The following is a 15,895-nucleotide window of genomic DNA, read 5'->3' on the forward strand; positions in this document are numbered from 1 at the left end:
AAAACTAGCGCTGCCTGGATTGTTGCATAGGATTTGATCCTGTAGATGATCCACGCGGCGCTTGTTGTTGTTTAAACAGTTCAAAGCGCGAAGGCTGGCTTTTCCTTGGCCAAGAGTTATTTTGCTCATCAATGTCTGCAGTTTCACGATAAGGATCTAGTTGTATCGATACGACTTCCTTGTCTTTAGCAAAAACCTTAGTTACCTTATTCTCGTCTTTTCTCCAGATGTATGCAGGAATACGATCTACCTCTTTAGTGCCGTCTTTAAAAGTCCATTCTATAATGATAGGCATCACTAATCCACCTTCATTGGAGAAGTCCAGCTCATAAAAATTCTTTTTGCTTTCATAGAGTTTTCGTTCATCAGGAGATAGGCTACTCATGTAATTCTGAAAGTCCTGATCAGCAGATTTGCTGACTTCAAAACGGTTGAATTTGTTGTAAAAATCTAATAGGCTGGTATCTTGTTCTACAGCGAATTTAATACCTTCTTTGCGATTGCGCTCTCTTCCAATATTATACAAGTCCTTGTCATATGCTTTTTTGTTTTCGATATTTTCAGTCATTTGATTTTTACTATCCAAGCGGTAATAGCGAACATCATTAAGCGAAATGTCTACAGGATCAGTTCCAAAGAACCAGCCTCTCCAGAACCAGTCAAGGTCAACGGCAGAGGCATCTTCCAGTGTTCTGAACAGATCAGCGGGTGTAGGGTGCTTAAAGGCCCAGCGTTTTGCATACTCCTTAAAAGCGTAATCAAAAAGTTCTCTCCCCATTACGGTTTCCCTTAAAATGTTTAAAGCTGTAGCTGGCTTAGCATAAGCATTGGGACCAAAGTTGATGATGTTTTCAGAATTGGTCATTATAGGTTCCAATTGGTCCTTAGGCATCTTCATATAATCTACGATTTTATGAGCTGGACCACGTTGAGAGGGATAATTATTGTCCCAGGCTTGTTCGGCCATATATTGGCAGAAAGTATTCAATCCTTCGTCCATCCAAGACCATTGACGTTCGTCCGAATTCACAATCATTGGGAAAAAGTTGTGTCCTACTTCATGAATGATCACTCCAATCATACCATATTTGATGGCTTCAGTATAAGTGCCATCCTTTTCTGCCCGGCCATAATTGAAACAAATCATTGGATACTCCATTCCGTTTGCCGCCTCTACAGAAATAGCTACTGGGTAGGGGTAAGGTATAGTATGTTTAGAATATTCTTTTAAAGTATGAGCAACTACTTTAGTGGAGTACTTGTTGTATAGTGGGTAAGCCTCTGGACCGTAATAGGACATAGCCATAATCTTTTTGCCGTTGATATGGGTTGCCAAGGCATCCCAAACTAATCTACGGGATGATACCCAGGCAAAATCCCTGACATTTTCTGCGGTGTAGGTCCAGGTTTTTTTAGCAGATGATTTTTTGCTCATTGCTGATTTTACTTCAGCCAGATTTACAATTTCTAAAGGTGTTTTTGCTGTTTGCGCTGCATTCCATCTTTTTAAGCTGGTTGCATTAAGTACCTGGGTATAATTCTGACACTCGCCAGTGGCACCAACAACGTGATCGGCCGGAACAGTCATGTTTACTTTGTAATTGCCAAAAGCAAGAGCAAATTCCCCGCGACCTTCAAATTGCTTGTTTTGCCATCCCTGAAAATCAGAATAAACAGCCATACGTGGAAACCATTGTGTAATCGTAAACAAGTAATTGTCATCTTCTGGAAAATACTCATAACCACCTCTGCCACCATCGGCAATTCGGTTTGCTATCTTATAATTCCAGATTATTTTAAGTTTGTATTTCTGTTTAGGTTGTAAAACAAAGGGAAGGTCGATACGCATCATCGTATTATTGATGGTATAAGGTATTGCTGTTCCTTTCTCGTCAGTTACCTTTAATATGTTTACCCCAAGATCATTCGGGGGATTGATGATATCCGACAATCTTTTGTAACCCACTTGTTCTGACATTCGGCTACCTTCAGTCAGTTTGTTGTCGCTGGTTGCTTTATGTTGATTCTCATCTAGCTGCACCCATAAATAGCTTAAAGGATCGGGAGAGTTGTTATAATAGGTAATGGTCTCAGCACCATTTAATCGAAGGTTTTTCTCATCAAGCTCCGCGTTAATTTCGTAATCGGCACGTTGTTGCCAATAAGCTGGTCCCGGTGCTCCGGATGCAGAACGGTACATGTTTGGGTCCGAAATGATGGTGCCCAGTTGTTCAAACTTATTTCCGTGATTGGAACCTGGGTTGTTTATATACTGACTAAATGCGTTTGTGCTGAATATAAGGGCAATGAAAAACAAAAAGTTCTTATTCATGGGGAGGTTGGTATTTGTTTTTTTTACGGAAGTAATGCTGGAAACCTTTCTGCTGCCATTACGAACGATATTCCAAATATAGCCGATGAAAGAAAGAAATTATAATCCCATCGCTTTATTTTTACAATCCAGATCAGGATAAATGATAATATTAAAATTCCGACAACGATGATAAGCTGACCAAATTCCAGCCCGACATTGAAAGCGAACAATTCGGCCGTTATACTGCTACTTTTGCCCAATAAGCTCCTTAGGTAATTTGAAAATCCTAATCCATGAATTAGTCCAAAAAACAACGCCATAGTGTATTTGAACCGCTGGCCTTTTGGTTTTTGTCGTTTACTCAAAATATTTGATATCGCAGTGATCAGGATGGTAACAGGAATAAGGAATTCAATTAAAGGTGTATTTACACTAATCACCTTAAATATACTTAAAGCGAGGGTAACACTATGACCAATCGTAAATGCCGTAACGAGGATCAATACTTTCTTCCAATCGGTTAAAGTATAAGTTCCACAAAGTGCGATTACAAATAAAATGTGGTCATATCCCCGCCAGTCTAAAATATGTTGCCAGCCTAATTGAAAATAAAGGGAGAAGTCCTGCATCGAATAAAATCGTAAATTAGCTAATTAATTATAGCAATATCCTTATTTAGATTAAGAAAAACAACTATGTGGCAATTGTTACTCCTTTTTTGGTTAAATATATTCCACCCTTTTTATGTTAGTGTAATCGAAATCGTGTACAATAAAAATCCAGGAACTGTACAGGTGAGTGTGCGGATTTTCTTTGATGATTTTGAAAAAACATTAGAGAAAAGAAACAAAACTAAAGTGAATATTTTAAAGCCTGTGAACAAGAAAGAGGTTGATGCGATGATTGCTGCCTATATAAAAGATCATTTGAAAGTTAGTGTGAATGATAAAAATTTGGATTTAAAATTCCGGGGTTATGAAATAGAGGAGGATGCTGCCTGGTGTTATTTCGAAACGTCACAAGTTGGGGGCATTAAGCAACTTCATGTTAAAAATGATATTCTATTTGAACAGCATAGCTCACAAAGCAATATGATCCATGCAATCGTAGATGGAAAGCGAAAAAGCACCAAGTTAGATAATCCGAAAAGCGAGGCCGATTTTACTTACTGATTTTCTTTATTGTTGAAGTACCATCCTTTAGCCCTTGTTGCTATTTCTGGTCTCTTTTTACGAATTGCAATGTGCTAGAAAGAATAGCGAAAGCTAATTCAAAAAAGAGCCCGCTGTCAATTGATTTTGACAGCGGGCTCTTTTTGTAAAGTATTTTACTTATTGATACTGGATATATATTGGTACTGGCTTTAATTTCATTAAATCTTCAGGTGTCATTAATCTGTTTGGAGCTTTCTTTAAATCATTTTTATAGAAAAGCTTGAACCCTGTAAACTGAACTGGTTCAGAGTAGATAAAGTGACGATAAGTTCCCTTTTTAAGCTCAGGTTCACCCCATCCATCCATGTGCATTACAATCTGAACTTCTGGACGAAGTTTAATGTTTTGGTAATTGGTGACCATTTTTTTTGTAAAACGATGTACTACAAATACTTTAGGAGGCAGATTGTATTTTTTTACGATGTCAGCCAGATGCTGGGAAACAAAGTTAATATCTGCAGCGTCATAGGTTCCAATTTTTTTACCTGGCAAGGTGCCATCTTTCATAGAGAACTCTGGATCAATACCTAAATGTACATAAGGCAACTGTAAGTATTTTTCGATGTGCGGGAGTTCTGCTTTAATATTACTAAGGGCAACTTGTAAGTCTAAGAATACAATAGTATTAGGACGCATTTTAGCGATAGCTAATACTGAATCAATCTGACTGTTGGCCATTCTATTGATATACTTTCCGTCTTTACCTGGTGTTCCACTCGCTACAGCAGCGATATAATGTAGCCCTGCCTGTACAGGAGTTGATGGATCTACTTTTTCCCAATGTTTAATTTCAACATTTAGCCTTTTCCACATTTCTTTAGGTGCATATTCACCTAAAGCCCCCATTTTCTTGGAGTGTAAATTACCATAATAAACAACAATGCGTTTAAAGGGTAGAATTGCGCCTGCCAATGGATAAGGCTGTTTTTTTACTGGCCATTTCCCAGTGGTGTCGCCGTTAGCTAGTTTTGTTAATAAGGCATTATACTTAGCCGTGTCAACCGGTTTGCGGGTATCCACGTCTTCTGTTTCTACTGAGTCGATTGATACAGTATCGCCGGTAGCGGTTACTTTGATTTGTCCTTTTGCTTTTTTCGCATCAGAAGCACAACTGGTCAATAAAGCCATGGTTGCTGTGCTGATTAAAAGAATGGCCGCCAGATGAGGTATTTTCATAGATATAATGTTTGATTGAAAACGAATATAAAAACGTTTAGTGTGTTTAATGTAGAAATTTAATTTTATTTAAACGAGTTGAACTTGCCGAAAACACCTAATGGTAATTTAATACCCGAAGTGGCTTGAAGGTAAAGCTCTCCCGTTTCTAGATTTTTAACTTGCGGAAAAGAAGTTTTAATTAGATTCTCTACAATTACTGATGAAAATCCTAATGAATATGTGTTTAGGATTAAAAAATGTTCTTGCTCATCCAGCAGCTGAACCACTTCCATCATCATCTCCTGAATATGATCTTCCAGTTTCCACTTTTCTCCATTAGGGCCATGTCCAAATGCAGGTGGATCTAAGATGATTCCATTGTATTTTTTACCGCGCTTTAACTCTCTTTTTACAAATTTTAAGGCATCTTCAACTACCCATCGAACATCTTTCAGTTTTGAAAGCTCTTGATTTTCGTTAGCCCAGTTTACAACTTGTTTTATGGAATCGACGTGAGTTGTGTCTGCTCCGGCGGCTTTAGCGATTAAAGAGGCAGCACCGGTATAGGCAAATAAATTTAATACTTTAGGAACAGGAGTTTTAAACTTTTTGATGGAAGAAGAAATGTAATCCCAGTTTACCGCTTGCTCGGGAAATACCCCAACATGCTTAAAAGAGGTTAGTCCAAGACGTAAATTGATGGTTACATCATCGTTGGTATATTCAACATTCCATCTGTCTGGCAGATGTGCGGAGCTTTTTACCCATTCGCCTGAAGTTGCCGAACGGCCTTTAAATTTGATATGGGTTAGCTTTTTCCATTCTTGATCCGATATTGTCTTTTTCCATACAGCCTGAGGCTCTGGTCTGGACAATATTAAATTTCCAAAACGTTCTAATTTTTCAAAATCACCACAATCAATTAACTCATAATCTTTCCAGTGAGTGGGGGTTAACAGGCTTATCATAAAATGGATATATTAAAATTTTCCTTTTGCTGCCTTCATAAAGCGGCTGGCAAAAACAAAGTCATTTAGTTCTTGAACATCTGTGTGGGCAATTTCTTTATTGGAACCTTCCCAGAATTTTTTTCCATCGTGAAGGAAAATTATATAGTCGCCAATACCCATTACTGAGTTCATATCGTGGGTAACTACAATGGTTGTGGTATTATATTCTTCAGTTAGTTCCTTAATTAACTCATCAATTACAATTGATGTTTTGGGGTCAAGTCCCGAATTTGGCTCATCAACGAATAAATATTTCGGGTTCATGGCAATTGCCCTGGCAATGCCTACACGCTTTTTCATCCCTCCAGAAAGTTCTGCAGGGAAAAGCTTGTTCTTGCCTTCCAGGTTTACGCGTTCCAGACAAAAGTTAACTCTTTCGAGTTTTTCTTTGCGACTTTGCTCGGTAAACATATTTAAAGGAAACATGATGTTCTCTTCAACCGTCATGGAATCAAATAAGGCAGATCCCTGGAACAGCATTCCGATTTCTTTTCTAATCTGAATCCTTTCTTCAAAGTTCATGGTTGTAAACTCTCTGTCGTCGTACTCTACAGTACCTTTTTCAGGTTGATGTAAGCCGATCATACATTTTAACAGGGTTGTTTTTCCCGAACCTGAACCGCCAATAATTAAATTGGTTACGCCAGCTTCAAATTTACCCGATATGCCTTTTAGGACTTCATTATCACCAAATGATTTGTAAATGTCTTTGATTTCGATCATAGTAATAACTGGGTTACAATGTAATCACATGCCAAAATAGAGATACAGCTTACTACAACTGCTCTTGTACTGGCTTGTGCAACTTCTAAGGCTCCGCCCTTTACATAAAAGCCTTCATAAGCAGGTACTGAGGTAATGATAAAGCCAAATACAAATGCTTTAACCAAAGATACAGTAATAGTGTAAGGGTTAAAATCTGTTGTAATTCCTTGCATATAGTCAGCTGGAGTAACAGCACCTGATAAAGTTCCGCCAAGATAGCCACCGGTAATGCTTAAGAACATAGATACGATCACCAATAATGGAACCATGGTAATGCCCGCGATAATTTTGGGAAGAATCAGATAACCAGGGGAGTTGATGCCCATGATTTCTAATGCATCAATTTGCTCACTTACGCGCATGGTGCCAATTTCTGATGATATAGCTGAGCCAATTTTACCAGCCAATACGATAGCACTGATGGTTGGACTTAACTCTAATATAGTAGAGTCGCGGTTTACTGAACCAATAATCGTTTTTGGGATGAAGTCACTAACCAATTGGAAAGCGATTTGCAAAGTCATTACTGCACCAATAAAGGTAGATATGATCGCGATTAGCCCTAGTGAGCCAACGCCGATGAAATCCATTTGTTTAAAGATGGCTTGCAGGTATATTTTAAATTTTTCAGGTCTTCTAAATACTGCCTTTAACAAAAGGAGATATCTGCCAAAATTGGTGAAATTCATGCAATGAAAAATTAGCTATAGTATTTACGCAATATTACTACAAAGAAACAATAAAAAGTTGAAACCTCATGAGATTGCTTTTACAAAGCGGCTTAATTGGCATTTCATTAAATCTTTTGGTCCAAAGTTTTGCTGGACAGCCCTTTTTTATAATATTGCGACTTATTAATAGGTATAGCAATGAATGTAGTCATAACCGGAGGTACTAAAGGTATTGGAAAAGCCATAGCGATTAACTTGGCAGAACATGGATATAATCTGGCCATTTGTGCCAGAAATGCCAGGGAACTGGAAAACTTTGCTGAAGAGCTAAAGTATACCGGTGCAGATGTATTGACTTATCAAGCCGATTGCAGTATTAAAGATGAGGTGTATGCCTTTTGTGATGCTGTTAAGGAAAAAATGGGAAAGGTCGATGTTTTAGTGAACAATGCGGGGACCTATTTACCGGGTAGTTTGCTGGATGAGGCGGATGATATTCTTGAAAAGCAGCTAAATTTAAACCTTAATGCCGCCTATTATATGTCGAAATATTTAGGTAAAATGATGCGTGAGCAGCAATCAGGGCATATTTTTAATATTTGTTCGATAGCCGCTAAACAGGTCGTAGAAAATGGAGGCAGTTATTCTGTAACTAAATCAGCCTTGCTTAGTCTTAATGATGTATTGAGGCAGGAACTATCGATACACAATGTAAAGGTAACCGCGATATTGCCGGGATCTACATTAACTTCATCATGGGATGGAACTCAAATTCCACCTGAACGTTTTGTACAGCCAGAAGATATTGCTAAAACTTTATACACCATTTTAAATTTAAGTAAAGGTGTAAATGTTGATGAGGTAGTTTTAAAGCCACTGCAATTTTAAACTTAGAGGAAGGAAATTATCATGGAAAAGAGATTATTTAGAAATGAGCACGATAAGGTGGTAGCAGGTGTATCGTCGGGAATTGCTGAATATATGGAGGTGGATGTAACGATAATCAGGCTGCTTTTTGTACTTTCAACTATCTTTTTAGTGGGGACAGGGATATTGGTTTATATCATTATGTGGATTGTTGTACCTGTTAACAATGATCCGAAAGCACGGTTTTCGAAATTTAACGACTATTTTAAAGATCAAAATAATGCATTTCAATCTCCAAACCCGTTTGGCGGTGCAAAAACTGGTGCGGAAAGTAACGATCCATTTCAAAATTGGACATCTTCAACAGTAAAGGAAGATAGTTTTGAGGCATGGAAGAAAACAACTGAATTTAAACCGTACAAAAAAAATAATGAAACGGGGCGTACTGTTGCTGGATTATTCTTACTGGTAATTGGCATGTATTTTTTGATGGACGAGTTTGACTTGATTCCTTATGGATTTAGATTGACTAAGCTATGGCCTTTGGTTTTTGTGGCCATAGGTGCAAGTTTTATCATTAAAGCAAAAAATCACAACGCCTGGGAAAGTTGGAAAAATCAGAATCAGAATCAGGATCCGATGGATCCGGACCATCCTCCGGTTAGTCCTCAAGAACCTGTTAATCCAGTAAACCCGATTGCTCCCGATGTTAGCCCGGAACAGAAATCCGGTACAGATACTGAAACTAATGATCGATTTACCAAAAAAGATATATAGTTATGAGGCTGGATAGAATAATGTGGGGTATAGTGCTGCTCTTTGTTGGTGGCATACTTCTTTTAGAAAATTTTAATGTAATAGATTTTTATTGGCGGAGTATCTGGCGTTTTTGGCCAATATTCTTAATCATCGCCGGGGTTAATATCCTTTTTAATAAAAACAAATCGCAGGTAGGTGGAATGGTGTCTATTGCTATTTTGATTGCCACTTTGATTTTGTTGTTTTTTAAAGGGCAGGAACGTCCTGATCGGAGAATAACGATTATCGATCAGTTGGAGGATCGTAATTCAGATCGTGACTCTAGTGAGAATAGCGCTAATAATCAGCATCTCTTCTTACCATATGTGGCAGATTCGCTGACCAAAAGGACAGTTCTGAATATTTCTGGTGGGGGAACAACGTTTGAGCTTAAAGGACATACAGATAGTTTGATCTCAGCAGATGTAAATACCAGGAGGAACGTTTTTGTATTAATAAAAAATGTAAGTAAGGATAGTGTTACTACTTTGAATCTAAAAATGAGGGGCAAAGGGGATTGGAACACTGGGGGCAATAACGTAGACGTTATGCTAAATACCAATCCTATTTGGGAGGTACATATGAATATGGGGGCTGGAGAAGCTGACTTTGACTTATCGGATTATAAGGTGAGGGAGTTTAATTTCGATGGAGGTGCAGCTGCATTGGATGTTAAATTAGGTGCTTTATTGCCGATTACGGATGTGAATGTAAAAACGGGAATAGCAGATGTTCAGATAAAGATTCCTACGGCCTCCGGATGTAGAATTAAAGCTAAAACAGGTCTTTCGTCAAAAGAGTTTACGGGCTTTACCAAACTGGATGATAATATTTATGAAACACCGAATTTTAAAACTTCAACAAATAAAATATTTATAAATTTTGATGGCGGATTGAGTAGCTTTGAGGTGAACAGGTATTAGGTTACCCTAATGTTTGTGCATGTTGAACATAAATGATTGAAGGATGCCTAATGGAAATGTTGAATATACCATAGTTATTAACGGAAAACCTGAGGGTCCATATTTACTTGAAGAATTAAAAACAAAATATATACACCCTGAAACTTTCGTAAGAAAACCGGGGATGGATGATTATAAAGAAGCTCACGAGTTGCCAGAACTCCGTGAGCTTTTTGGTTTTGGTAAACAGATTACAGCGCCGCAATACTTTGCTTCTTTTGATCAACGGTTGCTTGCATGGGTTATCGATTATTTCTTTTTAACCCTCATTTTTGTTGTTTTGGTTTTACTTAGCTTTGTTTTTGTTGAAGAAAAAGAGCAACGTATTATGCTCATTTTTTCGTCGATGCCCTTGATCGTTGTTGCGAAATTTGTTTATGGCAGTATTGCAGAGGCCGGAGAACAACAAGGCACTATTGGAAAAAAACTATTGAAGATTAAAGTAACCGATATGGAAGGGCGCCGGTTGAGTATAGAGAAGTCCTTCGCGCGTAATGCGGCGAAGGTTATATCTATCATTCCCCTATTTACAGGTTATTTGACTTCATTCTTAAATAAAAAGCAACAATGCCTGCACGATTTGATCGCAAATACACTCGTTGTAAAAGAGCGGTTGATCTGACATTACAGTTATAAACTTAATCTTTATCTTTGTGTCAGATTTACAAAAGATGGAAGAAGTAATAGGTCAACATGCGTTATTGAGCACTTTAGATGGTGGGTATTGCAATAGTTTAACACAATATTCAAGGTTTTTGACCCGGGAGGTTGCCATTGGCAATGTTCCCATGGGTGGTTTAAACCCAATACGTATTCAATCTATGACAACTACTGATACCATGGATACCATAGGTACGGTTGAACAAACCATCAGAATGGTAAATTCCGGTTGCGAATATGTTCGTATTACTGCGCCAAGTATGAAGGAGGCAGAAAATCTGGCTAATATTAAAAAGGAACTCAGGTTCCGTGGTTATACGGTCCCACTGGTTGCTGATATTCATTTTACACCAAATGCAGCCGAGGCGGCCGCTAGAATTGTTGAAAAGGTAAGGGTGAATCCGGGTAACTACGCCGATAAGAAACGTTTTGAAAATATAGAATATACGCAGCAGGCCTATCAGGCTGAACTGGAACGCATATACAAGAAATTTACTCCTCTAGTAAAAATCTGTAAAGAATATGGTACGGCCATGCGCATTGGCACTAACCATGGTTCTTTGTCAGATCGAATCATGAGTCATTATGGTGATACCCCACGTGGGATGGTTGAATCCGCAATGGAGTTTATCCGTATGTGCGAAGACTTGAACTACTACAATCTGGTGATCTCTATGAAGGCGAGTAATACACAGGTGATGGTTCAGGCTTATCGCTTACTTGTTGAAACCATGGTGAAAGAAGGAATGAATTATCCTTTGCACTTGGGTGTAACTGAGGCTGGTGATGGCGAAGATGGGCGTATTAAATCTGCTGTAGGTATTGGGACTTTGTTGGAAGACGGTCTGGGTGATACAATTAGAGTATCCTTAACTGAAGATCCTGAATTTGAGGCTCCTGTTGCAAAAGCTATGGCTTTGCGATATGAAAAAAGGGCTATTGCTACAGTGAAAAATGAGCGCCTTAATCCAGAGAAGAAAGTTAGCTTTGGAAAATTACCTTATAGCCCTTACGAATACAATAGAAGGCATACTACTGCAGTACAACATATTGGTGGGCACAATCATCCTATAGTGATGCTAGATGTAAGCGCTGAGAACTTAAAAGATCCCTATTTTTTAACTGCTGTCGGATATAAATATAGCGCTGGATTGGATAAGTATAACCTTGGTGATCAGGCTTGTGATCTGGTTTATCTTGGAGACCAATTACCTTCTTTCTCTTTTCCAGGGAATTTAAAGCAAATATATAATTACAGTACCTGGCTTTTGCTGAAGGATAAGAATAATTGCCATCCACTTTTATCATTTGATGAATATAAGACTGCGGCACTGAAAGATGAGCAGCTGAATCTGGTTAAAGTAGACGCTATTGGATTGACGGAGCAAGAGTTTTCTCTTTTAAAAGAGGATGTTGTGTTGGTATTGGAAACCTCGGCTATGCATGGAATGGCTGCGCAAAGGAGCTTTTTCGTTTCATTGATGAAATTGAATCTTCAGATACCTGTAATCATCAAAAGGACGTATCCCGACGTAAAAGCCGACGACTTGATGTTGTATGCCGCAACCGATATCGGTGCGTTGTTTACAGATGGACTGGGGGATGGTATATGGTTGGATGCTGATGCCTCGGTTGGTTTATCTTTAATGAATGCAACTAGTTTTGGAATTCTGCAAGCTACACGTACTCGTATTTCTAAGACAGAGTATATCTCTTGCCCAAGTTGTGGCCGTACGCTTTTTGATTTACAAGAAACTACGCAATTGATCCGCTCTCGTACCGATCATTTGAAAGGTATCAAAATAGGCATTATGGGTTGTATTGTAAATGGGCCTGGGGAAATGGCTGATGCCGATTACGGGTATGTTGGTACCGGGCCGGATAAAATTACTCTATATCGCGGTAAAGAGGTGGTAAAGAAAAATGTGAATGCTGCAAGAGCATTGGATGATCTGATTGACCTAATTAAAGAAGATGGTAATTGGGTTGAAGTAACTGCTTAATAGTTATCCCCAATTTGGTTCATCATCAACTCAATCATTGACCTGCATTTTGTTTTTTTGAGCATATTTTTTCGGTGTGTATCTACGGTATGTTTGCTTATAAACAAAGTGTCAGCAACCTCAATGCTTGTTTTTCCTATTGATAGCAAGTTAAGTATTTCTTTCTCTTTGTTGGTTAGTTTATCTTTTGTTACTGTTGGGGCATTACTGGTGGCGAAATCATTGTAAGATGGTTCTCCATCCAAACCAATAAAAGATAGGGTAGAGCCATTCTCTTTTTTCAAGTGGCTGATGTCTGTATGCACATCTATGATCCTTAAAACGGCCCCGTTTTCATTTGTTTGTATGGTTACGGCTTGTTGCAAAATGCGTATGTATTTTCCATCAAGACGTCTTATTCTATAATCGTAGCTCACTTTATATTTTAATACTTTCTCCGGTGGCAATTGATTGAAAAATGCTGTTACCTTGTTTTCAAAGTCAATGAAATATGGTAGGTCATCTGGATGTATATGGTTAAGGATAAATTCAATGGTGAAATCTTTAGGTGAGGCCAATCCTAGAACCTTTGTAATTGAATTACTTGCCCATTCTATCTGTGCCATTGGGCAATTGAAAATGAAGTAGTAAAAGTCGCTTACATGGAAAATATTCAGCATTTTTTTATACAATTCTATCTCAAAGGAGGGGGGCTCATTTTCATTGTATTTTGCTATTTTATGCCATATTTCTATGGCTTTATCGTATTCAAAGCATCCCATTGATCGTAATTACAATGTTTTAATATGAGCTACTGTTGTGGAGTATAAGCATACTTTTACATACACACGTAGCGTTACTTGAAACAAATGTACTGGTCGGGGCTTTATGAAAAAATACTCCAAAAGATGTATTTTAATGTACATATGGTTTATTTGGTTTAAGCAAAGCTTAAACCAAATAGGGCATTCATAAAGTATGAAAAGCCCTTTTCTAATTTGTTTTATTTAAACGGAGTGCAGTCGATGGACTCATAGGCTTCGTAGACCTTAAGGAATGAATCCTTGCTATAACCTGTACATTTTTCTGCTTTTCTTGTTACTTCTATACCATACTGTCTAAGTGCATTGCAACTCGCGACTGTAGGATTCTCTACGAATGCGTTTAATTTTTTTTGATACATTTCAGTCTCAGCGGTAAGATCACATTCAGTTGATTCTTCCTCTTTCTTACAAGAAATAAAGATGATCATGCCTAATAGTAGCATGAAAAGAATAGTAGTTAATTTTTTCATATTTTGTTTTAAGCAAATGTATTTGCTGTATTTTTAACATTCAATACCTATAAATGGGTATATTTCTGCTGTTCAGAGTGTTAGTCTCTGTGTTGTTGATGTTTTTGGAGGTTATGACGTGATGGATTTTAAAAAGTATAGCTAAACGTAAAGTTGCCCCAGGTGAGTCCGTACAAGTCTTTCATCCATGGGGTGGTGGTGGTCATAATTGAAGAGACACTAAATCTATTGATCACTATAACCGGCCCATAAGTATAGCTGGCAATGATATTTTTAATCGGGTGATAATATTCAAGAGTGGAGCTAGCGCCGTTGTTATCAGGGGTAAGAAGGGGAGCTGGTCGGGTAGCATTGATTCCACCTTGTAACATCGCGTTACTCAACATCCATTGGAGTTTGAATTTGAAGATAAAATAGAACTGTGTTTTGTAGCCTGTTCCTGAGTGGCTATACTGTGCCATTAGCCCTTGAAAATATGGATTCATTTTTCCAATTCTAATAAGTGAATAGGTTGCCATAGCATTTATCCCCGTTCCAATTTGTGCTTGCCCACCTCCTATAACTTCCAAGGAATGCCCATAATGTAATAATTGTTTTTCTGCGCTGAAATTCAGGTTTAAGATTAAGCTATTCCCGAATTGATTACTCCATCCCTCTGGTTGTTGATAATTAACAATATGATGGGCGGTCTCCTGAACCTGCCGGGCTAAAGCCGCGGGGCCGCTGACGCCAAAATCCAATTCTGTCTGGAAATTATATTTGCGCTCTTCATTATATGAGTATAGACTATGTGTGAGGTGTAAAGTGCCAGACCATGGATAATCATTTGGTTGGAATTTTGGGTTTGAGATGTTGTTGGGGGTGAAAATCGTTTGCGCTAGCCCAATTCCAAATAGATTCCGACTCTCACCTCCTGCTTTGGGAAAGAGACGGTCTACTAGAAAACGGGAGGGCTTTAATTTAGTATAAAACAAGGTGAAACGGCTTCCATTGGTGTAAGCTTTATCGGTACCATTTCCGTAAAAATTTATATAGTCATCATCCAGGTACGCCTGTAGTAAATGATTAGAAGTTTCTTGTTGGGCCCAGGAGATGTTGAGTGTCTTGAACCAAATTAGGAGCAGTATGTACAATAGCTTTTTCATAAACCATAGTGTTCAAAACTGAGGCTATAACCAATGCTGGCTTAAATAGTTTTATTAATGTCCCAGCATTTTTTTAATATGTTATAAGGATAACATTAGGTGATATTTGATGTTGAAAATTATTTTTATTTAATTAATTTCATTAGTGAATGAATATTCATTTATATTTGCTGGACAATTAAAAAAGGTATGCGTGCAAGGGATATAAACAAAGTAGAGTTAGTAAAACAAAAGGCTATTGAGTTGTTGGTCGAGCTTGGTTTTGAGGGTTTTACGATGAATAAGCTAGCTAAGGCTTGCGGGGTATCTGTAGCTACGCTTTACATTTATTACAAGGATAAGGACGATTTAATTCAGAATATTGGTCTGGAAGAGGTACAGCGGATGAGCGCAATTATGCTGGAAGATTTTGATCCTGAAAGCTCTTTTTCCGAAGGATTGAGACAGCAGTGGAAAAACCGCGCTAAATGTATACTCGAAAACCCTTTAACTGCCCAGATGATAGAACAGTTGCGTAGTTCGACTTACCAGGAGAAGATTTTTCAAACTTTTGGGGAGATTTTTAAGGAGCCTCTAGGAAAGTTTATGCATAATGCAATTGAAAGAGAGGAGATTGTTGACATGCCTTTGGAATCATACTGGAGTGTGGCTTTTGGACCTTTATACAGCTTACTCCGCTTTCATAATGAGGGCAAAAGCCTAAGTGGAAAACCTTTTGTTTTAACCGATGAAGTGCTTTGGAGTGCTTTTGATGTGGTGCTGAAGGGATTGAAAAAATAAAAGTTCTGTTAATGAGCTCATAAAAACTAAATTTAAAACTATGGACATTAATATTAAAGAGATCCTACTTTTTAAAACCAATATACGAACCGAAGATGATAAAAGGTATATAGGTAAGATTATGGAGGAGCATGAGATTAAGCAATGGACAGTAGATCTATATGATATAGATTGTGTATTGCGCATTGTATCTCCTATACTGACACATGAAGAAGTCATTACACTGGTAATGAAAAATGGTTACACCTGCGAGGTGTTAACATAAAAATTAGTAA

17 protein-coding genes are annotated in these 15,895 nt (G+C 38.0%); 8 read left to right on the forward strand and 9 right to left on the reverse strand.

The window, feature by feature from the left end; genetic code table 11:
* Positions 1-4: 4 nt before the first annotated feature.
* Entirely contained in the window at positions 5-2,332 is a 2,328-nt protein-coding gene (locus BLS35_RS24875) for a M1 family metallopeptidase (RefSeq protein WP_090786498.1), read from the reverse strand.
* 23 nt (positions 2,333-2,355) lie between these two features.
* Positions 2,356-2,943 carry a HupE/UreJ family protein gene (locus BLS35_RS24880; protein ID WP_090786501.1) on the reverse strand — a complete coding sequence of 196 codons (588 nt, stop codon included), beginning with the start codon at positions 2,941-2,943 and terminating at the stop codon, positions 2,356-2,358.
* Between the two features lie 66 nt (positions 2,944-3,009).
* Between BLS35_RS24880 and BLS35_RS24885 the strand changes: the two genes are divergently transcribed.
* A complete protein-coding gene (locus BLS35_RS24885) occupies positions 3,010-3,486 on the forward strand; it encodes a DUF6702 family protein (protein WP_090786503.1) in 477 nt (158 codons plus the stop codon).
* A 159-nt stretch (positions 3,487-3,645) separates the two neighbouring features.
* Here BLS35_RS24885 and BLS35_RS24890 read toward each other — a convergent pair whose 3' ends face one another.
* From BLS35_RS24890 to BLS35_RS24905, 4 genes are all read right to left on the reverse strand, one after another.
* Positions 3,646-4,704, reverse strand: a complete 1,059-nt coding sequence (locus BLS35_RS24890; RefSeq protein WP_090786505.1) for a hypothetical protein — start codon at positions 4,702-4,704, stop codon at positions 3,646-3,648.
* A gap of 65 nt (positions 4,705-4,769) precedes the next feature.
* The gene (locus BLS35_RS24895) at positions 4,770-5,654 is read right to left on the reverse strand and encodes an RsmD family RNA methyltransferase (RefSeq protein WP_090786507.1); all 885 of its coding nucleotides are present in this window, start codon (positions 5,652-5,654) and stop codon (positions 4,770-4,772) included.
* A gap of 12 nt (positions 5,655-5,666) precedes the next feature.
* The gene (locus tag BLS35_RS24900; RefSeq protein ID WP_090786509.1) at positions 5,667-6,419 is read right to left on the reverse strand and encodes an ABC transporter ATP-binding protein; all 753 of its coding nucleotides are present in this window, start codon (positions 6,417-6,419) and stop codon (positions 5,667-5,669) included.
* The gene (locus tag BLS35_RS24905) at positions 6,416-7,150 is read right to left on the reverse strand and encodes an MlaE family ABC transporter permease (RefSeq protein WP_090786511.1); all 735 of its coding nucleotides are present in this window, start codon (positions 7,148-7,150) and stop codon (positions 6,416-6,418) included. The genes BLS35_RS24900 and BLS35_RS24905 overlap by 4 nt, the downstream gene beginning before the upstream one ends.
* Positions 7,151-7,330: 180 nt before the next feature.
* On the opposite strand from BLS35_RS24905, the gene BLS35_RS24910 reads away from it, so the two are divergent.
* Genes BLS35_RS24910 through ispG form a run of 5 tightly spaced genes read left to right on the forward strand, consistent with a single transcriptional unit; the run spans position 7,331 to position 12,422 of the window.
* A complete protein-coding gene (locus BLS35_RS24910) occupies positions 7,331-8,020 on the forward strand; it encodes an SDR family oxidoreductase (RefSeq protein ID WP_090786513.1) in 690 nt (229 codons plus the stop codon).
* 21 nt (positions 8,021-8,041) lie between these two features.
* Positions 8,042-8,776: a PspC domain-containing protein gene (locus tag BLS35_RS24915; protein WP_090786515.1), complete on the forward strand. Its 735-nt coding sequence runs from the start codon at positions 8,042-8,044 to the stop codon at positions 8,774-8,776.
* A 2-nt stretch (positions 8,777-8,778) separates the two neighbouring features.
* A complete protein-coding gene (locus BLS35_RS24920) occupies positions 8,779-9,720 on the forward strand; it encodes a LiaF transmembrane domain-containing protein (RefSeq protein ID WP_090786517.1) in 942 nt (313 codons plus the stop codon).
* A 43-nt stretch (positions 9,721-9,763) separates the two neighbouring features.
* Entirely contained in the window at positions 9,764-10,381 is a 618-nt protein-coding gene (locus BLS35_RS24925; RefSeq protein WP_090786519.1) for an RDD family protein, read from the forward strand.
* Positions 10,382-10,430: 49 nt separating this feature from the next.
* A complete protein-coding gene (gene ispG / locus BLS35_RS24930; RefSeq protein ID WP_090786521.1) occupies positions 10,431-12,422 on the forward strand; it encodes a (E)-4-hydroxy-3-methylbut-2-enyl-diphosphate synthase in 1,992 nt (663 codons plus the stop codon).
* On the opposite strand, the gene BLS35_RS24935 is transcribed toward ispG, so the two are convergent.
* The 3 genes from BLS35_RS24935 to BLS35_RS24945 all read right to left on the reverse strand — a co-directional run bounded on the left by BLS35_RS24935 (position 12,419) and on the right by BLS35_RS24945 (position 14,840).
* Positions 12,419-13,183 (reverse strand): LuxR C-terminal-related transcriptional regulator, encoded by a 765-nt coding sequence (locus tag BLS35_RS24935; RefSeq protein ID WP_090786523.1) that lies wholly within the window; start codon positions 13,181-13,183, stop codon positions 12,419-12,421. The two genes, ispG and BLS35_RS24935, sit on opposite strands and share 4 nt — an antisense overlap.
* 221 nt (positions 13,184-13,404) lie before the next feature.
* Entirely contained in the window at positions 13,405-13,668 is a 264-nt protein-coding gene (locus tag BLS35_RS24940) for a hypothetical protein (protein WP_132226070.1), read from the reverse strand.
* Positions 13,669-13,823: 155 nt separating this feature from the next.
* The gene (locus tag BLS35_RS24945) at positions 13,824-14,840 is read right to left on the reverse strand and encodes a lipid A-modifier LpxR family protein (RefSeq protein ID WP_090786527.1); all 1,017 of its coding nucleotides are present in this window, start codon (positions 14,838-14,840) and stop codon (positions 13,824-13,826) included.
* Between the two features lie 189 nt (positions 14,841-15,029).
* On the opposite strand from BLS35_RS24945, the gene BLS35_RS24950 reads away from it, so the two are divergent.
* Both BLS35_RS24950 and BLS35_RS24955 read left to right on the forward strand, forming a co-directional pair.
* A complete protein-coding gene (locus BLS35_RS24950; RefSeq protein WP_090786529.1) occupies positions 15,030-15,620 on the forward strand; it encodes a TetR/AcrR family transcriptional regulator in 591 nt (196 codons plus the stop codon).
* A gap of 40 nt (positions 15,621-15,660) precedes the next feature.
* Positions 15,661-15,885: a hypothetical protein gene (locus tag BLS35_RS24955; protein ID WP_090786531.1), complete on the forward strand. Its 225-nt coding sequence runs from the start codon at positions 15,661-15,663 to the stop codon at positions 15,883-15,885.
* Positions 15,886-15,895 lie beyond the last annotated feature (10 nt).

The organism is Pedobacter sp. ok626 (assembly GCF_900100435.1).
Classification (GTDB): domain Bacteria; phylum Bacteroidota; class Bacteroidia; order Sphingobacteriales; family Sphingobacteriaceae; genus Pedobacter.